Origin of the sequence: Chitinophaga sp. RAB17, from assembly GCF_052114225.1 — a bacterium.
Lineage (GTDB): Bacteria > Bacteroidota > Bacteroidia > Chitinophagales > Chitinophagaceae > Chitinophaga.
Map to the genome: position 1 here is coordinate 853165 of NZ_JBFREI010000002.1, position 21530 is coordinate 874694.

Genomic DNA, 21530 nt, shown 5'->3' on the forward strand with positions numbered 1-21530 from the left:
TAAAGAAGACTAATTCCAGTGTGAAAAGCATTAATACGAAAGATCGTTAACTATGAATTATGCTGAAATATTAAGCAATTCCCGAGATAAGGCCACTGATCGTTTGTTAGCAACCAAGATACTCGATCTGATGGATAAACTCCGGATGGGTAGCGGCGACAATGCAGCCAGAAGGTGGATCTGGGAATTGTTACAAAATGCCAAAGATGTGGCCTATGATGATATGCCTGTATCTGTGCAAATTAATCTGGTAGAGGGCCAGCCCTCCGGTCAGGTGACATTTTCTCACAATGGCCGGCCATTTGATGTAGATAACATTACTTCTCTTATTCATCAGGTATCCAGCAAAGCCAGAAAACAGGATCCGGCCAATAAAAGGAGAACTACAGGTAAGTTCGGGACAGGTTTTTTAAGTACACACCTGCTTTCAGAAGTAGTTACCGTACATGGATATATCAAAGAGGCAGAATTGCCATTTAAGCAATTTAGCATTCAGTTAGACAGAAGCCCTGCTGAAATTGATGATATCGTAGAAACGACAACTACCTCCCTGGATGAACTCCGCGCCGTACTACTATCAACGGATTATACCCAGGATTTGGACCCGATGGCATTTAATACCAGTTTTGTTTATGAGCTTGATGAAGAGAAATTGGATGTTGCCGCAACAGGATTGTCAGATCTGCACGTGTCGCTCCCCTATACACTGGCTTTTTCTGATGCTATTGCCGAAGTTCTTATTGAGCATAGCGGAATAGCTTATAAAGTACTGGGCCGAAAAAGTATTCGTGACACCCGTATCGAGATAATTACTATTAATGAGGTATCGGAGCTGATGGGTTCGGATGAAAGTAGGCATATAGTTGTAGTACGTGGAGATAAGGCGGCTATCGCTATAGAAGTGGAGGAGCTTAAGAAGGGGAAGTATGCTTTTGAAGAGCTTCCGGAGGAGATACCAATGCTGTTTTGCGATTTTCCGCTTATTGGCTCAGAACAGTTTCCTTTCCCGGTTATCATAAATGCATCGGAGTTTAATATCAATGAACCCCGGAACGGTGTTTATTTAAGTGGCAAGGCCCTTGATCAAGTACGGGAAAATGAAGGTATTATGTACGAGGCTGTAGCCTTATTTGAAGAGCTGCTAAAATATGCTAGTGAGCATAAGTGGGAGCGTTTATATATGCTTGCAAAGGTGAGATCTGCGGTGCAGTCAGAGTGGTTATCGAAAGAATGGTTTGACAAGCAGGTGTTAAAAGATCTCCGGGAGCTGTTACTTACGGTGCCCATTGTTGATACCGCGGCAGGAAGGCGCGCTATCAAAGAAGGGGATACCTATGTGCTGCAATTTCCGGATGGCGGTACAGAAGAAATCAGAGAAGGGGTGTGGGTATTATGCGAAACGTACGCGAGCGACGAAATTCCATTGAAAAAGGACGTACATCACTGGGCGCAGGTGATATGGACTACCAGCACAATGGTAAATCTTCGCAGGCTGGCAGGTCTTATCAAAGAACAAAAGAACATAGAGGGGCTGGAAGATTTTTTGAATGTTGAGGAGGGGAGCGGGGAAATTTGGTTGCGCCGGTTTTATCAAATTATGAACCTGGACGCAATCTTTTTAGAAGAAGTTATAAGCGACAAGCATATTGTCATCCCTAATCAGCATGGTGTTTTCAAGAAACGCAGTGAGCTGAATGTGGAACGGGAAATGGAAGAAGTACTAAAAGATATACTATCAACAGTTGGAATCGATATTAGAGAAAAGTTAGTGCCTCTTGGTGCTGGCACAGGAGAAGTTAAATATAGTGTATACAAAGGTAGTGAAGCTATAAGTCAGATAAATGCCCAGCTTACCAAGACAGAAGTGGTAAGGGCTAATAAAGTAGCTGCGTCTCAACTCATTGTTTCGCTTTATTCGGAGGGAGAGCAGCCCCAAAAATATCGGAGCGAGCTCTATCATTTTTCCAAGGCGGTATTTGGTGACCAGATTGTAGAAAGGACTATTACTAACGTAAAGGATGCTGATCTTTGGAAGTATGCAGATCAGATCGTGCTGGAAGAAATTGTTAAGATGGTTGCCGCGTCTGCATCGCTGGAGCAGTTAACGGCCGACCTGGGTCTTGACAACACCCTTTCTTTTTTACATGACCTGGTACGCTTTCTTGTGAACAATGACAAGGACGCGCTCCTAAATTTAAAGAAGCACCCTATTTTGCCTAATCAGCATGGCAATTTTGTTATTAAGGATAATTTGGATCTGGATGACGGAAGTATTCCTGAGGACTTTAAACTCATCGCGGAAAAATTTGGGGTAGATTATAAATCGACGCTACTAGATAAGGATATATGGCTCGAGTTACCAGAAAATAGGACTGTTACCGGGCAAGAAGTAGCAACGGAAATTGTTACGCTTGTACAACAGTCACTTCCCACGATTCCCCGCCCTGCCGCGGTAAAGGAAGCCTTTAAACTTTTGCTTCGATATTTTAAGAAGAATGACCAAGAAGCAGCAGCGCTATTTGGGGACTTATATTATCATCAACATAAGCTCTACGATGACGAGGAGATCTCTGATAATATGAAGAAGGTAGAGGAACTGGACGCGGTGATGAAGGATTATGATATTGAGTCTATGGAGGACCTAAAGCAGCTGTTGGAGGAAAATGGAAACAGGAAAAAGAATAAGAAGAGAGAGCCCATTACCGTGGAATTACTGGCAGCCTCGGGGATCACTTCAAAGGAGGAATATGATAATTTAATTGGAACAAGTGCTGACAGTGAAATATTTAGGCATTATACCACACCAACACTGGATATGTATTTAAGAGCAGATGCAATGATCAAAAGAGCGCGGGAGAATGTGATTAAACATCTATCGGAATTATCCAACTATGATACGACCGAATTGGAAGATCATGCTAGGACTGTACTGGCGGGCATCAAAAAGCATGGCGTTTATATTACTGTTGTAGTACGGCCCTCTGATAATGAGGAGGTACTAATATTTTATCCAGCGGAAATCTCTGCATTGGACACGTCCAATGCAGAGCTTTGGGTAGAGGATGGAAAGACAGTGCCATTTCATTTGACGCTGGGAAAGATTTTGCGGTCTACTAACATAAACCGAATCCCGATAGATGGAATTAATAGATAAAATTAAAGACTACCTGTCAGCCAATGCGCACAACGTTGACATTCGGCCTATTTTACCTCCGTCCAGGCAGCTGGCACAGATTATGTCCGGCTTTGCCAATAGTGGCGGGGGATATATTGTTTTAGGTGCGGACTACGTGGAGAAAAAAGGACTGGAGGTAAATGGGCTACCTGCCGATTTTAACGTCATCCCCATTACCCAGAAAGCGCAAGGGCTTTTAAAGCCTACGCCGGATATTAGGTATGGATATTACAACTGGGACAATGTCCAGCTATTCGTAATTGAGGTACAGCCTTCGGCAGAAAAGGTCGCACTCGAGGAGAAAGCCTATACTCGAAAGGACAAAACAACTGTCGAGCTCAATAAACAGGCCGTATCGTTTAGACCTGGAGGTTACAGGCCCATTTTGTCGGCCAGTAACACGTTAAAGGAGTATTTGCAGGTGACGACAGATGCTAAATCCCAGTTTATAGACCACTATCAGGGGACATTAAAAATCATTGATAATCTACCCGAATTATTGTATCCCGCCGGGGCAGATACTCCTTCTCCCTTAAAGGAGGGAAGTATACTTACCAGGATATTGTTTTCCTCTATCGTCGATAATTTTGAGTTGTACTTATCCAATTTGCTGTATGAAATCTGGCTGGCAAAGCCGGAGACCCTCCGGTCAGATAAAAAGCAGGTGAGCCTGGAGGACGTGCTGAAATGTAACGACATGGAGGAGTTTATTCAGAGCTACGCGAAAAGTCTGATTGCTAAGATGCAGAAGGGAAGCGTGAAGGGATTCATTTCTGAAAATGCTTTGATAAGAAACCTCCATATATTTTCAGTGGATGACAGGGAAAACAAAGTAGAGGCCATTCTGCAGATCCGGCACCTGTTTGCCCATAGAAATGGCATCATTGATGAAAAATTCCTCACCAACTACCCGGCTGCCCGTGGCCTGGATATCGGAAGCTATTTTTCTTTAAGTATTGATGGACTGCTGGAAAAGCTGTTGTTCCTGGCAGAAGTAGTTGATTTGACAGATAGGGCAGCTATTGATAAATATAAACTGGCGGCGCTGTGAAGCCAGCGGAAGAGGTAAAGTGAAATTTTATGTATTGTTTATTTATGCGGCGGAAAATGCGGAGAGGTCATTAATGGACTTGTTTGTGAAATCCTTGATATATTCTCTTCTCTATATCCTAGTGCTTTAAGCGCATTTTTGAAATAGGCTGGGCTGTAATCATCTACTAATTTTATTCGGGCCTCAAAACTGCTAGTGCATATGGACAACATCTCAATGGCACTGTTGTCATCAATTCTGAGTAGGGCGTAAAGTCCCAGATATTTATGCCTATGAAAGGCTAATTCCGCTGCGATAAAGCCGTAATTGGTTTCGATGTCATAATCAATCACATCACCATTATCAGCTAAAACATCTATTTTGTCTTCTATGTTAATGATTGAAGCATTTTTATCGGTATTGATATGAGCTAATTGTACGTCTAGCGGAATTATACATTTCTCTACTTTAACGCCATAGTATTTGTCAAGTTGTTCTTTCAGCCAATCATATCGGACATGAAAGGAGGTAGTTAAGAACGCAATGTCTGTTGTGGATAGCTTATCAAAGTCAATTTTCTCAAAAATGGTTACCAGCGCTTCGCAATCAGGAAAAATGCGATGTAGCAACCAATTCTTTTGCGCCTCCTTAATTATTTGTAAGATAAGATCAGTATTAAAGAATCTATAAATTAGATCCTGAAAATTGATGAGTATCTTTTTAAGCTCCTTGCCTTCTATGACATGTATTTTGTATGGTTTAGGGTGAATTTTTTCTATCCAACTCCGTGACGCATTGGTTAGATAAGAACTGACAAAGAAGACCAGGTGATCTGGTCTTTCAGCATCAGCCCAGGCTATTTTCGAATTTAACTCCGCAGGAGGGACACCATTTTGGTAATGTTTGCATTCAAAGAACCACTTTTCTTTAAAATGTTGTATCCCAAATAGCTCAATCTCTTTTTCTGCCTCTAAATCTCGTCCTGAATCAGCCCCACCCTCTCTCCAGCGTATGTTTCGATAATTCATTCTAAATAAGAGCTCAAAGCATAATTCTTCAAACTTTGCAGGAGATATCTTGTCAAACTGAATATCTTCTATTAACATCTTTAAGTGTTCGTTGAATTTAACTCTCTAACTGAGAAATAGGGTCTAAATATAGGTAATTTAGAGAAAGTGGATTGCACAGTCTAATGGACAAAGGTCTTCAAGAATTATATTTTTAGATCTATAGAGAGGCATTCAGCCATATTTTAACTTCCCTGCGACATTTGGCATCGTCTCTTATTTCTTTTTTGCACCGGTCTACTTTTATTGGTTGTTGAGAGAAACTCTTTTGACGGATGCTAATGATATTAGTCCAGTTTCTGTTTCTTAGGTATTTATCAAGTTGCGGGAAGAACCAATTGCGGCGACCGCTGCTATATTTATTCTTAAGTTCTATTCGGAATTCGTCTACAATCTATTGCATAGCCTGGTCCTATCTTTCTGAATAGTGGCAACGCGGTGTTAGACCACATAACCAATGATCATGGCATCCACATACTCTCCAGGAAGGCTAGAGGCTTAACGTATATTTCCGGGAGAGCCAAGGCTTGGATTTAACATCAGTGCCTTCGCTGAATTGTGAGATTTCCCAATCAAAGCCTTTGCCATCATGGACCTGAACCACCTTACCTCGGCGTTATCAATTACCCCCAACAGATAACTGGTAAATTTATAAGCTAATAGCCGCAAGTCTTCCTGTGGTAGGTGAGCAGGATAGGGGGCACCATTGTCATTAGCCCAGAATTCCTGGCCATAACCCAACTCTTTAGTTTTTTCCATTAAGATAGTTTGTGTTGTAAACGTCTATTACAGACTACACTTCTTTGTCAACTAATGTACTATCAGTGTTAGGTATTTCTAAGGTGGTTTAAGGGAAAAGGTTAAATGTGTGGCGTGTTTCATATTTAGGGAAGGTTGCTTACCAATATAAATGGAGCATTGGGATCACTTCGCCTGTTGTGGGCAAGGGTGTTGGCTTTGACAAGATCCGGAGAGAAGGTCAGTGCTCCTTTTTTTATAAAAACTTTGCAGGAATTGTTTAGTTTGTTATTGATGAGAAAAATGACGTGTTTATCGTAGGAGAGTAGAATATAATAATCTGAAATATTACTATTTGCAAGAATCTCTAAGTGTTCGCTCCATTTTTTTTCAAGGTTTTCGCCTGTTAGATCGGGTTCAGTTCTAAAGATTTTTAGTTGTCCATTTTTTTGTATAAATACAGCATTATCCCGGTTGTACTTCGCAATGTTATAGATTGTTTCTGGTCTATCCTGATGAAGACTGCTATAAAGCACATATGTGGTGTCTTTTGCCCAGTGTATCCCGCTGTTAGCTATATATACGCCGTTAATATATCCACCTACCCCCTGCTCTAAAGTTCTCATCCCAATGGTAGTCGTTTGGATAGTGGATATGGCGGTGATCAACAGATCATCTTGATTATGCGAATTTTCGAATGCAAGCCGAAGCATTGTTGCAATTGTTTCCGGTGGCACCCATTCATTCTTACCAATGTTACTGAAAGCGAGATTTCGGACCATTTTGAATTCTTCGAATGGAGAGCGATAACAGTACATACAAGGTCTTTCTTCTTCCATGAAACCAATTATGTATTCAGTTTTACGGGGTTTTTCCTGATCAAAAATTCGTGAAATATACGCTCTCATATCATCCGTTTTCACTAAGCCACTGACTAACCTTTCAATCATTTTAGTTCCTTCTGAAACCTGTCCGGCAAAGCCTAGTATTAATCGATCCTGGATGTTGTAAATTTTATGCGCGCACTCCGTCATCAATTGTTCATCCTTGACAATTGATGATTCAATCATCGTACTGGAAAACTCTTCTGGTAAGATTTCATCCGGTCTTCCCGCAGCCGATATTGTTTCAACAGAATCGGCTATGATATGCACCGCTCCATTGTAGATGTATCCAAATATAAAAGTCATGTAAAAGGGCTTAAAGAATATAGGGATCAGTGTTCTCGCTAAAAATTCATGAATGAACTGAATTTTTGAAGATGTTTTTAGAAGACTACCTCAGGTAGCCTAATACCATTAAACGGTTGACAACCTGGATGCAAAGGTCCCAGTATTCTCTAAGTTGGCCATAGTATGGTTCACCTTTGCCCAGTTCTTTTTCACCTGAGAGTACAACTCTATACATTTCCACTCTGGTTATCATATCCGAATCATATTCGAAATCTCTTTGAGCCTCTAAGAAAAATTGTTTGCCCTGGTAATCTACCAGGAAGGGTTGATTATAATTAGAATTAGCAAACTCATAATTTAGGATATATAGCAAATTGCCTAGATAAAGCCGAGTATGTCGTAAAGAGATATTTTCACTGGATAATTTTTTCAAACTAGTAACTAACCTGCCTGCGCCTCCCAATAAGTCAGCAAGGTATTTGAGTTTGTAAATAAGAGGTACCCGCCAGGCATCAGTAAGGTGGTTATCCAAAAGATCCACCGATTCTTCATGATAGGAAAAATCTTTTCCGTGGGTGTTTAAAATGCCTCTTAAACTGAGTTCTCCTTTTTCGATGAGGTGAGTTATTATTGCGCCGACCCATCGGTCTGCCAAATAAATTTTGCCTGCAGTGTTTTTATCACCGTTTACCGTATAGGAGGAAAGTATACTATTAGCAACTTTCGATACTGCCGCTCGATTATCGAAATGATAAATGTCAGTACTATAGAATTTGTCGATGTAGCCCGCAAAATCTGCTTGTAAACCATACCTATGGTAGAAGATATTGCGAATGTTTTCAATGTCACTTACAATGATAACTTGATTGAATCCGAATTTATTGCGAGACCTCGAACTAACATTTGTATCAAAATGGGCAGCGAAAACATTTAAAATCCTAAAAACATGCTCAGGGTCAAGACGATCTAAGTCATCAACAATAAGTATGGATTTTTTAGGCTTATTGGAAGATATTTTAGCGGATATAATTTTTGTGATAATGTCATTATCTACTAAACTACCAGGCTTGCTTTCTAATGTGTCTAAATATTCTAGAAGTTTATCGCCATCATTTTGATTTTGGAGGTCATGATACGTGAGGTAAGCATCTTTGAGCGCTCCCAGTTTTTCATACATCTCCAATATACTTTTGCCTACTTCTGGAATCATGGCAATAAGGGCGGCGAATGCTTTATCCATATTTTTGAGTAAGAACTTAGGAAAGGTTTTAAGATACCCTTTGCATTCTTCTGGAAACTCATCATGGCGTTCCAACATTGCCAGAATGATATCGTACTTAATATACTTGAAAATATCTTCGTTGGAACAAATGGAATAATTAACAGGAAATAAGTGGTAGACTTCATATTCTTTCTTAACGTCGACCTGCTCAAAATAATCTTTAAGGAAAGTGGTCTTTCCTGCACCATATTTTCCGGAGAAGAAAATCCTTTCGTTGGACGCTTGCCCGAGGTGTTTGGAGAATTCCGCTATCGGATGCTCAAATACTTCTTTGAAATAAGGGATTGCCATGTAGTAAATGGTAGGTATTTAGTAAGGAAATAGATTTTGCTAATATATAGTAAAGGTCCACTGATTCAAAAAATCTTGCAAAGCCTAATTTTTACTTAACTACGCATTAAAAAATCGTTTTTATTGCGTAGCGACAAGTGCAATATACGATCATATGATAATTGATAAGTATTTCATAGCTAATTTGATATAGTGAAAAAAGTAGTTTTTTTTACTATTTTTTGAAATGAATGAAAATCAATGCTATTTTCGTTCAACAATTGTTACTTTTCATTGTTAAAGTAATGGTTCAAAAACAAGAAGCCTGAATGCAGCGAACATTCAGGACTTCAAGTTTAAAAGCGGTCCATCATTATAATAATGATTGGCTTAAGTGATACAAGTAATATAAGGCAGTCGTGCGCCTTACATAGGATCTTGTATACCAATTCCCACTTTTTAGTTTCCGGACTAAGAGGTACTTTATGTGGCAGTCGCTTTTTTCTAATTCTGCCAGCGCGTTTCCTAAACGAGCGTACTTTGTTGCTTCTTTCTCCAGAAGCGCTCTTTTTCTCCATAGTGAGTCCGGTTTAATGGACATCTTAAATCAAATAATGCTTCAGCAAAATAGTTCTTGCTTGGACTACGGCAGTGGCTGCCGAAACGTTTAACGTAGGTGATGTAACTCATGTTTTCTGGATGAGGTTTTGTCCTTCATCCAAAGTAAATGTCCGCCAATTTCTGCCCTCAAGTGTGAATCAATTCCAAACAGACTTCGAAAAGTGGAAATAAGAACTTAGTAAGAAATGCTTAACTATTTTTTTATTACAAGATGAGCCACCAATAAGGGTTTGTAGTGGAATTAGACTTTAATGGTCAATGTCATGATTAACAAAAAGCATGGAATTTTGTGGATTTTTTTCTACAATAAGGTTTTATGAAACAAGTGGCAACTGTTTACCTGCAGTGCCTTGAAAACAAGATGACTGAGTGGGTTGAAAAGAAAGAGTTACTGGTTGGTTATCTGCTTCCTTAATCTACATGAAGTGCTTTCATGTTAAAAATCGGGTAACCGGTTTGGACATAAGTGAGTATTACCGGGTCGCTTAAAAAGCAAGGACTTGGTTTTTCTTACCAATTATCAATTCCGGATCTGCTACAATAAATGATAAGGGTTAGTTCAAGCCTTGCTGTGGAATGCAGCAGCTCTAGTCGAAGGGGATATCTACCTTTTGATAAGGTTGTTATACAGGAGGCCTTAAACATGCCAGGGGCATTTTCGGCATTTATCAGCAATTTACCTCCCAGTGAGAGCTGGACTTTGTCATTTCCATTTACATAAAAAACATACTCGGCGTCTTCGGTGATATCGATAGAATAAAATTATTTAAATATTATTATGTATCATAATTATGTGTTCCATAATTCTTTTAATTGTGTTACATTTTTTATTTATAATGAGTATTTGCCATCTCAAGGTGCATAACAGAAGGTTTGAAGTTTACATCTTCACCTAAAGAAAATACTACCTCTAAGATTAGTATTTTGTACCTGTGACGAAAATATATATTGAGACTTTTGGCGAGCTATTGACTTTAATAGCTCGCCAAAAGTCAGCACTGTGTACTATTTTTAAAGCAGTTATCCAGATGATGACTGTTGAATTTGGCAGATTTCTAAAAGTGAGCTACGAGTCGTTTGAAGAATATACATATATATATATATATATATATATAAGTTTAGTAACACTTAATTAAAAGAATATCTAGACCGCTAATATCAGAATATTCCCGTAGAAGATTATTATATTGGTTTAAGTGGCTCTGACTCTGTTTGGTTTGAAAAATCAGGTATATACCTAAGCCATTGTTTGCTGATAGGTATTTAGATAGTTTGGACTTGTAGGCTGACCTATGAGACGAATTTTGGATTTCATTGTTATATAAAAGCTTAATTTCAACAACGATAGGTCCAAATAAACCATATTTGATCAGATAATCATACCGAAGGCTATCAAGGCTTTCGACTTCCCGATAAATATCTGTTTTTCTGAATCCATGTGCCAAAAGCGCCTTTTCTAAAGCAATTTTTAATGTTTTCTGTACTAATTCCTCATTTATATACAGATTGTTTTTATGTATTTGGCCGCCAAGTTGCTGTGATACCCTATAAAATCCTTCATTTTCAATAAGGTGAACGATATCCATGTTTATTATCCGAGTGATTGTTTCTTTAAGCTCGAAATTACTGGTTATAGGCAGATAGGAATTACCAATAGTCTTATTAAGAATATGGATAGCATCGAGGAAAGTATTGTCGCCTTTTTGCATTTTATTTAGTTCGACCGACAATTTCTCCAGCAGAGGGTTGAAGCTGTAAGCATTTTCCGAAGGACGATATCTGGCTATAACATCTCGCAGCTCTTTTAAGCATTTAATGTCAAGAACCGATTTATAGTATTGAAAGATAATGGATTGAAGGTACTCGCTATATTTGAGATGAAGCCTGTTCGTTCTGATGTCAAAAGAATAGGCCAGTAAGTCGAGCATTAATTTTTGTACAACCGAATGATTTAATCCCAGGAGACACTTTCCGAATCGCATGTGATCCAATTCATTTTCGAATACCGATACAGGTCTTAAACCATTAAATCTTATTTGGGGATCAAATTCTTTTAGCCTTGATTTTAACTCTTGGAATCGCCATTTGACGGCTGCTTCGTCTTTAAATTTGCTAATTAGAAATGAGTTGGCGACATCAGCTAGTTCTTTGGTTGCTTCAGTCGTTAGGTTTCTATTGAATATTCGTTTTAATCTATCGTAGTCATTTCTATTTTGTGCAAAGTCGCCTATTACTTCTAGAAGTGTTATTTTTTCAATGGTACTAATCTTTGCATTTCGCAAAAGCTTTGCAAGCAATGGGCTTAAGAATCCCAGATTGAGCTTTCTAATCATCTCAGCAAAGGAGGTAGGATTGAACACTAATAAATCATCCTTTCTGCCCATAAATGACTCAAACATTTTATTTTGGTCATTAATAGTGATTGGTCCGATCTGTTCAAATACAATATTAGCCATTTTGATATCGGCATCAGAACGGAAACCGAGAATTGGAAACGATTTTAAGAGCTTTAACCTGTTTTGTTTTAAGGTAGATATGTCATCCAATAGAAATGCTGCCTGGAAATATTCGCCTATTTGTAAACCTAGTCCATTTGTGTAGTTGATATTTCGGTGCGAAGCAGATGTCTGTTCTATACTGATTTTGAATTTATCGGGATCATAGTGCTTTAGTGCTGTTTTGATAACCTGTTTTAGATAAGTTTTATCCTTTTCTTCAAGTAATGCGTTTAGGTGTTGGAATTTATCAACCAGATAAGGAATTAATCCAGTATTATATAATTTTTTGTCCAGTACATAATAACCGCGCAGAGTTTGAAGGTTTATTGCTGCGTCATTTTTTTTTGGGCTCGATATTATTGGATCGATCGGATATTTATCAACCATATAGCTATATACTTCCGGATTGATGTTTTTTCGGACTTCTTCTTTGCTCTTCTGAATAAATTCTCTAGTGTTCCAGCTCCTATTCTCTATTATTTTAGATTCGATCTTCTGGAAATCCATCAGTGAGCAAGCGGAGAATATTTCATCTAGGTAATTTTCTGCGTTATCTATGAATTCATCCAGTTTTATTAAGGTGTCTACAAATTCAGTATTTTTTTTTATCAGATAGGATAAGGCGCCCGCGATAATCTCTCTTTTTTCATGTTCGAAATCTAATTGCTCAAAATACGCTGTAAAATAGTTATGAATAGCGTTGTCAAGGTCTGCAGAATCTAGATCTGCAACATATTGGTATAAATTGCAGTAACTGTTTCCTGGTAGGTATTGGTTGGGATTGGAAACACTTTTGGGGTGTTCAACAAGAAATGTATATAGTGCTAATAAATTTTGCTCGCCTCGCACGTTTTTAATTGCATGAGCGATATTGTCTAATCTCCTGCCTGATTTTAGAGATCGAATTAATAATTCAATAGACTCTTGGTTTTCAGATGCCAGATTGGACATTGGGATTAGGTACAAATTGAGTATATGATCGGGCTGCTCCTCAAAGTATGACATTAACTTAAGAATAGGGCCTTTGTCCTCAAAATCGACTAAAGCATAGAGAAGGGTATCATATAAGGGAGAGGATAGGCTATTTTCCAGTAGCTCACTTAAATAGGATATCCATTTTCTCCTGTTTGCTGTGCTTAGCTTCCCTTTGATATTTAAAGAGGATATGATATTGACCTGATTACATACAATATGAAAAACGGGTGGTGATATTTTACTCCCGGAGTATAAAGGAGTTAAAATTTCGCAATTACCAGATTGATAGAATTCGCTGATTGTGTTTCCGTGAGGAATATATTTGCCGCTAAGGGAATAGTAAGAGAAGCAGGTTGAGAAGATTTTCTCACTCGTCGAAATGTCAATTTTTGAATGATCTACAGATAATATTATTTCGATCAATTTTTCATTGATATTTTGCCATTTGTTAGCTTTTATAAATGAAAGCAGCGGGTCTATAAACAACGGCTCCATATCAATAGCGAAGTTTAGTACATCAATCCAATTGGGAATAATTATGTCAATTTGATCTTCAATCATTAGATCTGCGACTATTTGAAATCTATGCCCAAGTCGTAATAGTTCCTTTGCTGCTAAATACTCTTGAAATTCAGTGTGCTCAAACTTTAAGGAGGCTCCAGTGGTTTTCATGACCCTTTCCCATAAGTTGTCAAGGCTAATTGAGGTAAGCAGTATCTGATTGATATTGGAATTAGATTGGTCAAGGAAAGTCACAAATTCATCTTTGCTCACTTCATTGGTTTGATGAATTTCCATGGCCAGAGAAAGCCTTTCAAGTACCCTCTTTGCGATATAAGGATAGTTTTTATTGATTTCAGAAAGCTTGTTTTCACTTTCTAGTTTATAATAGATTACTTTTTCGAATAGTTCTGACTTTTTAAGATAGCTGATTTCCTCCGGTTTCTTACTATTGTAGATGATATACTTGCAAAATTCATCCAGATAACGAGGTGTTTTTAGGATAGAATGAGGAGTGCCTGCTTTTGTCTTTCTTATGATATTATCGATGTGTTCTTCCGTGAATCCGAGCCGTGATAATCTGTTAGTCATTAAATTGGCTATTTGCCAGTCATTAAAGGACAGTAGCCTGATATAGGTAAAATCTATTTCAGATATCAAATGCTCAATTTGAGATATATAGTGGATCCGGTTACTAATAATCAGCTTTAGCTCATGGTTTTTTCCATAGTTTAGTAATTCAATAAATGTTGGTATAGGCGTTTTGTTTTCATCCAGGGCATCATAGATAAGATACTGAACAGGAGTGTTGACAGCAATTTCTTTGCTGTCACTTCCTTCATACCTGATATTTGGAATTCTATGTAAATCTAAGTAATCTTTAATCTGCTTTATCAGGGTGGTTTTGCCATAGCCAGGTTCGGCGACAATGAAAAGATGGTTGTGGTCTAGTAGATTTTCTACACTGGTTTTGGTAGAATGGAAATTGTAACCTGACGAGTTAGCTTCTTTATCGAATAGTTCACTGAGTGTATTGTAGGCGTAGTGATATTGCTGGATAATAGTGTTCATTGAATGTATATAGATTACTTATGGCTTGGTTTGTATTACCTGTTTTAGAGACTGGTTGTTTTGTTGTCCTTTGTCGTTGCCCGTTTGATGTCATTTTGACTAACGGTGAATTTCTTTTTTATGGGAAATTGTCGTCTGAGACGATAATGACCATTACCTCAACATTTCGGCGAGTATTGTTTTTGAAGATCTCCTGAGTACTTTTCATAGAGCTTTGGAAGGATTAGCGGAATGAGTATAGGAATCACTACTATTAATATAAGATAAGTATATGATATTTCCGGGGCTGTTTTTTCAAAAGTGGAAGTTTATTCTTATGCAACCAGGAAAATGATTTGCTCGTTAGTTCTAATTACTACCAATAGATGGCAATGCGATTTTGAGTCGTTTCATTTCTTCAAGATTCATTTCTGGTGCTTTACTGTCGATCATTTTCCTTTCATAAAAATTAAGCAAATGATCAAGTTCAGGATTGCCATTTAGTTTGGCCGCAATTACTCCTCTGATCATTCGTCTGTAGTCGTTCATCATATGGACAATCCATTCATCAGGATGGCTGTTTGCTATTTTATCTATTGCAGGAATTTTGCAATTTGTCAGACAATAAGGTAAAGCAACCTTATTAAATTGTTTGATTAATGTCTCAGCAATTCCTGGAATATGATTTTCCTCAAAAATCAGTAAGTTCAAACTTTCATTTTTCTTACGAAATATCCCGTCTGGATTAGCGATTAACGAGGCAATTGAACTACCAATCGTTTTAAAATCTACGTCTTTTTTGAGTTCTGTGTTTACGGTAATTTGTTTGTAGTAAGCTTCAATAACCTTCACGTTTACCCAAATCATAGGTTCAATTTGAAAACCCTTAGCACCTGTACCTATTATTGTTCTATCGTATATTAACAATTCATACATAAATATATGATCCGGTTCGTTCCTGATCAACCATTGATTCTTCCATTCTGCTTTGAAGTTAAATTGTGCCCCTACTTTGGCAATAGATTCAATAGTTTTTTGCATTACCTCTTTCTTTGTCATAAACTATTCAATTTTAAACCGGACATCATTTTCCTATAAAATGCTGTAGAAACCAAAACTTATGTTTTGATTTCTACAGCATTACTACCTTATAAAATAGTCTGGATTCCTGAGCAAAATGTGCGGTTATGGAACGAGTTCAGATCTCTTCAATTTGGAAAGCTTAGCACTTTCTGAATTCTTTGAGATTTGGTTCATGAACAGATCTCTATTACGCACCTTTTCCTCTAGTGATTTGTACCATTGGTCAAATGGTCCGTAAATAAAATCAAATCCAAATGGCGGCCATGTAGGACCAACCTCGGATAATTCATCTAAAATTTTTTCCGTACGCTTCCAATCACCTAGATAAACTGAAGTAAATAACTTTGTTTCAAATGCATTTGCTTCTGGGATAGGCCCTCGTCTTCCTGTTTTTAGCACATCTGCTATCAATTCAAAAAGGTCATCAATGGTTACATCCTCATTTAAGGATATTACCTGATTAGAGGTGCAGTCAAATGCTTCATTCTTCCACTTCTCATTATCCTTGTAAGGAATATCTAATTGAAATCCATCTTTTCTCTTGATATCTTTAATAACCACCGGCGTTTCTAAACATTTATTTTCATCAACTTTCCATAAAGGGTAGATTACGAAATGCGGTCTATATTCATCAGTCCTTGGAAGTTTAATAATTTCAATACCTATAATATTCGGTCCTAAAATTTTATATAGTTTTACTTTGGTATAAGCTGTTAACTGAGGAAATCGTTCTAACCAGCTATTGGTTACCTGCCTTTTTTCTATACTACTAATGCTCATTGCTGTATTACATGGATTAAATTAGCAGTAAAATTATTTTTCCAGGAAGCTTTCCTTTGGCACTTAGAATTTAAACATAATTTCATAGTAGTTCGTTTCTCCCAGCTGATGTTAGATTTTGGCTAGTTCCCACTACGAAGAAAAATTGATTTTGCTCTATCGTAACCAAGTTCGAGTCTTAATTGCTGAGGATAAAAATTCATTACCGGTTTTACCTTCTTTAAGGAAGGAGTTCAGATCGCTTCAGTTTAGATAGTTTAGGGCCTTCCAAATTGCGAGATATTTGGCTTAAAAATAGATCTCTGTTGCGTACTTTTTCTTCTAAAGATTTGTACCACTTTTCAAACGAACCAAATTTAAAGTTAAAACCTGCAGGATTCCAATTACTACCGACCTGAAATAATTCATCTAAAATATTTTCCGTTAAGGGCCAATCTGATGCGTACACTGCTGAAAATAATCTCAATTCATAATTATTTGCTTCTGCAATAGGTACAGGGAAGCTCTTTTGTATTGCCAATTCAGCATATAGCATTAACTGGTGTAATGGAATGTTACGATCAAATGGAATAATTTGTTTCGATGTGGATTCAAAAGCCTCATTTTCCAATTTAGTATGATCAGCATAAGGAACATCAAATGGGCGTCCGTTTTTCCTTTCAATCTCAATCGATATCATTGGCATGTCAAGGCATTGAATTTCATTTTCTTTCCAAAGTGGATAAATTACAAAGTTTGGCCGATAATCTTCACTTCTTGGTATGCTTAATAATTCAATTCCAATAACAATCGGTCCTAAGACTTTATACAATTTATTTTGAGAATAAGCAGTTAAATCAGGAAAATGAGTTAGCCAGCTTGAAGTAATTTGTTTTTTTACAGCGGTGCTTATAGTCATAGATGAATTATTTCGATAGTAAAATTGGGGAAATTCCTTTGATATTTTAGCATTTGAGGAGTTTGCATGAATTGGGGTATGGTTTTTCCCGGATAGCCAAACTTCCAATCAAAAATAGTAGTGGATGATCGTTTGAATACATCAAAAATTCCTCTATCTCCAGCTCCGAAATTAAACTGTTTTCCATATTCAAATCCTCTACTTCCGAAAATATCTTCATATCGTTTTAGCAGGTCTGTAGCATATTTATGTTTCGCTGTTCCAGCTAATCTTCCAGTGCCTCCGACTGATCTTTCTGCTATTTCACCCGCCCTGGTAACCAATTGTAAATCTGTCAATGCAGTACGGCCGACTGCACTTCCACCACTTCCAACTGTTCCCCAAACGGTGGCTGCTGCTAGGGTCTTAACGACTCCGCTTGTAGCTAGTCCCTCCAGACCAAACGTTGCTACACCTGTAACTACAGGTTCTACATAGTCCGTAACAAATATAAAGGATTTTCGATACGCACCCCTAGCATCCCTAAACGCCTGGGCAGTGGTGTTATATGCCTCGAACTGGCGTTTGGGAAATCCTCTTTCAACCTCAAACTGTTGGTCAATAGGCTCATCAAGTGGATCTGCCTGCTTTATTTGTATTTTCTGGAGATCGTAATTGCGCTTGAATGCTTGTTGTCTTTCTACATAATTCCCAATCTGAACAAAACCATTTGTTGCAAAGGTTTTTATTGCCCCGTCGGTAATTATTTTATTCAAAGATTTGGCTACCCCTCCCCCGAGAACGGGATAGGTCCAGCCCCAGCCAACACCTTCTATAAATGCCCATATGGGATCATCCCCAAATGGATCAATGAAGGAAATTGGGTTATTGAGATTACTATTATAGGGGCTGATTCCAGGATAATTGTCCGAAGCGGGGTCCATTTGCCACCAACGACCAATTTGGGGATCAAGTGTCCGATAAAATGCGTCATACTGATTTAGTCCAAATTCAGTTGTCTGCTCTATACCATTGTAATTATTCCTATTCTCAACATAAGGGTTTTTTAATGCTTTGGAACTGATTCCAGCCATGGTGAGCCCAAAAGGGTAATAATGCGTTTCTTCCAGTAACGGTCCATTATTGTGAGCTACCACAATGTTATCAAAATATACATCCTGTACACTCTCATTGCTGGTATAGACATAAAAAAAGCCATCTTTTTTAATGACCATTCTTGATGTAGCCAATGTCTGCAACTGATCGGGGCTTCCTTGGACCTGGCGGACACCACTATTCTCGTCTACTATATTAAGCAGATCATCAAATAGTACATAGTTAAGGTAAGCTTTGGGAAGTGTTGGTTGGTTCTGGCTTGGATCCTTATCCCTTATGGCCTGATAGTTTGAGGACGTAAAATTTGTTACCAGTGGAGATCCTGGGCCTGTCCCATTGCCATGGGAACCATCCGATGGAGCGGTCCCCGTTGCAAATGCTTGTAGTAGAGCGGTCAGCATATTAGCAGCGGTAGTACTGGAAGTACTAGCTGCGGCTGACTTAAAGAATGCCTTTGCCCCAAGTTGAATGGTATCGCCTGCCATCACCCGTAAAACCAATGATGGACCGATTTTCTGTGTGCCAGATCCTGCGTTTAACTTGGCCACATAATCATTAGGGGAGGTTGTCCCATCCACCGGATAGCCAACCGGTTTGGGACTTCGGGTACTTTCAATATTGGAAAACAAGGCATTTTCTTTTGGAGAATTACCTGTTTCCATGGTAGCCGCATAGGTGGCCAGATTCGTCTCTTCGGTCAGGACCATCCGGGTATTGCCAAGATGATCGGCTATGAAATAATCATACACCAGTGCCACTGGCTTTCCGGTAGCATAGGTTGCCCTTACCCGGCCTTCACTATGGGGAAAATAAAGTAGACTATCATTCTGGTAAACAAAACCCTCTATGTAATCATAGGTTTTAATTCCCGGTGAGGTACTCGAAACATCTGTTACCTTTTTTCGCAACCTGTTCCCCATTGCATCATAGGTATATTCAATGTAGCCTTTCCCGAGTATGGTAAGACTATCAGGCAGATTCAAATAATTATAACGATTTGGACTTAACAGCCGGTTCATATCCAGGGTAAGGTTTCCATTTGGGTCATAAGCATAATCCTGCGATTCATTATTATTGATCTCCTTAAAGTCCCCTAACTTACTCTGTGGATCATTATTCTTATCGGTTACAAAAAACAATTTATTTGTATAAGGGATATAAGAATATTTAAGACTGTCAATGACTGCAATAGAAAGCCCCTTCATTCCTTTCTGCAACAACCCAGAAATATTTCCGTTGCCGTCATAGGCAAGACCCTTTACGGAAAAATCAACTTTATCGGCTGTCCAGGCAGTACTGCCCTGATTTTGTTGGGTAAAATCGGCTTTTAATATCCTGCCCGCTGTATCATAAGTATATCCAAATGCTCTTGAAATCCCGTCTCCCCGGCTTTTCCATTTTACGCCTGCGATACTACCATCGTACTGGCTGGCACTAAATCCATAATCATAGGCCAGATCTTCACCAAACCAGTTTGTTGTACTTCCGGCCGTATTCACAAAACTGCTGTTAATTGATTTTAGCTGTCCGTTAATATTATATTCAATGGACTGTGCCTCTTTGGGTATGGTCTTAGATATTATGTTACCCAACTCATCATAGCTGTAGCTGGCAATAATTCGGTTGGTAGACGCAAAATCATTTATTCTGGTGCTAATCTGGGTAACCCTTCCGGTTGAATCATAGTTCGTATTAGTGAGTATCCTGGTTTCTGGTGTAACTGTGCTATGTGGATTGGTATGACGTAAATAGCTACTTAACACTTTTCCGCTGAAATCATACAGGAAGGTGGTCGTTTGCTTTCCCCCGTATATGTTATCTGAAACTGTCTGTAATACCCGGCCTTTATCATTGTAATAAATGGTAGTGGTAAGCCATTGACTGGTGCCCAGTATCTTTGACTTGAGTCCGGTCATCTTGCCCATTACGCGATGACTAATACCGGTATTGGGCATTTCATAAAGGTTACTTCCTTTCTGTGGGGCCGAAAAATCCCCAGTCAGTGGTGACTGAACACCAGGAAAGGCATAATTGTCATCGTAAAAAAACATGCTCTGGTCAGAAAGGTTACCCACTGAAATAAAAGGGAAAGTACCGGGTGCTGCACCATCTACGCTGGTTTGCAATACGTCTCTGGAGGTGCCAGAAGAGTACAGAGAAATCTTTACCGGCCGGTCAAGGTTGTCAAAGTAGGTAAGCATCCATTGGGAATTTCCCTTTAGATTACCGTCACGTACAAGTACCAGCCTATCCCGCGAGTCGTATACCATTTCAGTGGAGTCTACACCTGGAAGTTTTCTAATAATGTTTCGCCCCTTAGAATCATAACGGTAGATCGTGCAAAGCCCTGCAAGGACATTAGTTGCGGACCAGGAAGGATATATCTGTGTTACCGCAAGCGGGGGAATGACAAATCTTAAGTTATTTAACTCATCATAAACAAAATAAGTACATAGCCACCCGGTATGTGATGGGCTGGGACTTGCTGCCAGCTGCACCTTCCTAAGAATGATCTTTCCTGACTTATCATAGTATTCTACTAACTGAGCGCCATTTTCAGCTACGGAAACAGATTCTGTCAACTGTCCGGCGCCGTAAACCTTCGTGGTCGCCGGAATTCCAGCTGAAATTTCCCAGATTCGCACTGAATCTGCGGTGGTATTAACGAAATTATACTGCTGCCTGTTTTTCTTGCCACCTTCATTCGCATAACTGTTTCCGGCCCCATAACTTTTTATTATCGAAGATGATGGAGCCTGTTCAAATACGGATTGATTATAAAATATGCTTTCGCCTTTGCCAGATGGATTCAGCACCGCATTTTGCATAAATGTCAGCTGGCTGTTGAATGGGCTACTTTTAAACTTTCCATCATTGGTAACCGCATCCGACTGTACGTATGGCAAATAATTTATTGGTTGCCTTCCATAGGCATCGTAAATAAGGGGCAGTACGATATCCTTTCCGGAACTACTGGCAGATTTTACCACAGACTGTAATGGGCGGTTTAAACCATCCGTATACACGGTGGATTGTCTGACCTCCTGCACTTTCCGTCCAGTTCCTGTAGCTGTAACAGCATCTGTTGTGGGCATAATGGGYTCCCAGGTCCGGATATAGTTTAAGGTAGGATTCTGATATGCAGAAGGCGTTGTAATTGGCGATGCTGGCGGTTGTGTTGCTGTCGTGGGACTAACTTGTCCATGACAAACTGAAAGCGTAAAATTGAAAATAACAGTTGCCAGCAAAAACCATTTTATATTAATAGAAAACATAGAATTCAATTTCAAGGTGA

General features: G+C 38.8%; 12 protein-coding genes. 2 read left to right on the top strand and 10 right to left on the bottom strand.

The annotated features are described in order from the left end of the window. The first annotated feature begins 52 nt into the window (after positions 1 to 52). Positions 53 to 3154 carry a sacsin N-terminal ATP-binding-like domain-containing protein gene (locus AB4Z08_RS09550; RefSeq protein WP_441573502.1) on the top strand — a complete coding sequence of 1034 codons (3102 nt, stop codon included), beginning with the start codon at positions 53 to 55 and terminating at the stop codon, positions 3152 to 3154. Next, the gene (locus AB4Z08_RS09555) at positions 3138 to 4226 is read left to right on the top strand and encodes an AlbA family DNA-binding domain-containing protein (protein WP_441573503.1); all 1089 of its coding nucleotides are present in this window, start codon (positions 3138 to 3140) and stop codon (positions 4224 to 4226) included. Before AB4Z08_RS09550 ends, AB4Z08_RS09555 begins: the two co-directional genes overlap by 17 nt. Before the next feature lie 38 nt (positions 4227 to 4264). Here AB4Z08_RS09555 and AB4Z08_RS09560 read toward each other — a convergent pair whose 3' ends face one another. The 10 genes from AB4Z08_RS09560 to AB4Z08_RS09605 form a co-directional block, all read right to left on the bottom strand. Beyond that, positions 4265 to 5311: a restriction endonuclease gene (locus tag AB4Z08_RS09560; RefSeq protein ID WP_441573504.1), complete on the bottom strand. Its 1047-nt coding sequence runs from the start codon at positions 5309 to 5311 to the stop codon at positions 4265 to 4267. A gap of 459 nt (positions 5312 to 5770) precedes the next feature. After that, entirely contained in the window at positions 5771 to 6031 is a 261-nt protein-coding gene (locus AB4Z08_RS09565) for a hypothetical protein (RefSeq protein WP_441573505.1), read from the bottom strand. Between the two features lie 125 nt (positions 6032 to 6156). Beyond that, positions 6157 to 7200, bottom strand: a complete 1044-nt coding sequence (locus AB4Z08_RS09570) for a hypothetical protein (protein ID WP_441573506.1) — start codon at positions 7198 to 7200, stop codon at positions 6157 to 6159. Positions 7201 to 7285: 85 nt separating this feature from the next. Next, positions 7286 to 8755, bottom strand: coding sequence for a P-loop NTPase fold protein (locus AB4Z08_RS09575; protein ID WP_441573507.1), 1470 nt, complete (start codon positions 8753 to 8755; stop codon positions 7286 to 7288). Between the two features lie 1110 nt (positions 8756 to 9865). Continuing rightward, on the bottom strand, positions 9866 to 10108 hold the full coding sequence (locus AB4Z08_RS09580) for a hypothetical protein (protein ID WP_441573955.1): 243 nt from the start codon (positions 10106 to 10108) through the stop codon (positions 9866 to 9868). 365 nt (positions 10109 to 10473) lie between these two features. Further along, positions 10474 to 14400, bottom strand: coding sequence for an NACHT domain-containing protein (locus AB4Z08_RS09585; RefSeq protein WP_441573508.1), 3927 nt, complete (start codon positions 14398 to 14400; stop codon positions 10474 to 10476). A 348-nt stretch (positions 14401 to 14748) separates the two neighbouring features. Further along, positions 14749 to 15438: a hypothetical protein gene (locus tag AB4Z08_RS09590; RefSeq protein WP_441573509.1), complete on the bottom strand. Its 690-nt coding sequence runs from the start codon at positions 15436 to 15438 to the stop codon at positions 14749 to 14751. Positions 15439 to 15564: 126 nt separating this feature from the next. After that, positions 15565 to 16242 carry a hypothetical protein gene (locus AB4Z08_RS09595; protein ID WP_441573510.1) on the bottom strand — a complete coding sequence of 226 codons (678 nt, stop codon included), beginning with the start codon at positions 16240 to 16242 and terminating at the stop codon, positions 15565 to 15567. 220 nt (positions 16243 to 16462) lie between these two features. After that, the gene (locus tag AB4Z08_RS09600; RefSeq protein WP_441573511.1) at positions 16463 to 17140 is read right to left on the bottom strand and encodes a hypothetical protein; all 678 of its coding nucleotides are present in this window, start codon (positions 17138 to 17140) and stop codon (positions 16463 to 16465) included. Continuing rightward, positions 17137 to 21510 (bottom strand): DUF6443 domain-containing protein, encoded by a 4374-nt coding sequence (locus AB4Z08_RS09605; RefSeq protein ID WP_441573512.1) that lies wholly within the window; start codon positions 21508 to 21510, stop codon positions 17137 to 17139. The genes AB4Z08_RS09600 and AB4Z08_RS09605 overlap by 4 nt, the downstream gene beginning before the upstream one ends. Between the last annotated feature and the right edge of the window lie 20 nt (positions 21511 to 21530).

Bases quoted from the DNA above. Each gene is read 5' to 3' on its own strand.
- AB4Z08_RS09550 (WP_441573502.1), top strand. From the start codon at position 53: ATGAATTATGCTGAAATATTAAGCAATTCCCGAGATAAGGCCACTGAT.
- AB4Z08_RS09555 (WP_441573503.1), top strand. From the start codon at position 3,138: ATGGAATTAATAGATAAAATTAAAGACTACCTGTCAGCCAATGCGCAC.
- AB4Z08_RS09560 (WP_441573504.1), bottom strand. From the start codon at position 5,311: ATGTTAATAGAAGATATTCAGTTTGACAAGATATCTCCTGCAAAGTTT.
- AB4Z08_RS09565 (WP_441573505.1), bottom strand. From the start codon at position 6,031: ATGGAAAAAACTAAAGAGTTGGGTTATGGCCAGGAATTCTGGGCTAAT.
- AB4Z08_RS09570 (WP_441573506.1), bottom strand. From the start codon at position 7,200: ATGACTTTTATATTTGGATACATCTACAATGGAGCGGTGCATATCATA.
- AB4Z08_RS09575 (WP_441573507.1), bottom strand. From the start codon at position 8,755: ATGGCAATCCCTTATTTCAAAGAAGTATTTGAGCATCCGATAGCGGAA.
- AB4Z08_RS09585 (WP_441573508.1), bottom strand. From the start codon at position 14,400: ATGAACACTATTATCCAGCAATATCACTACGCCTACAATACACTCAGT.
- AB4Z08_RS09590 (WP_441573509.1), bottom strand. From the start codon at position 15,438: ATGACAAAGAAAGAGGTAATGCAAAAAACTATTGAATCTATTGCCAAA.
- AB4Z08_RS09595 (WP_441573510.1), bottom strand. From the start codon at position 16,242: ATGAGCATTAGTAGTATAGAAAAAAGGCAGGTAACCAATAGCTGGTTA.
- AB4Z08_RS09600 (WP_441573511.1), bottom strand. From the start codon at position 17,140: ATGACTATAAGCACCGCTGTAAAAAAACAAATTACTTCAAGCTGGCTA.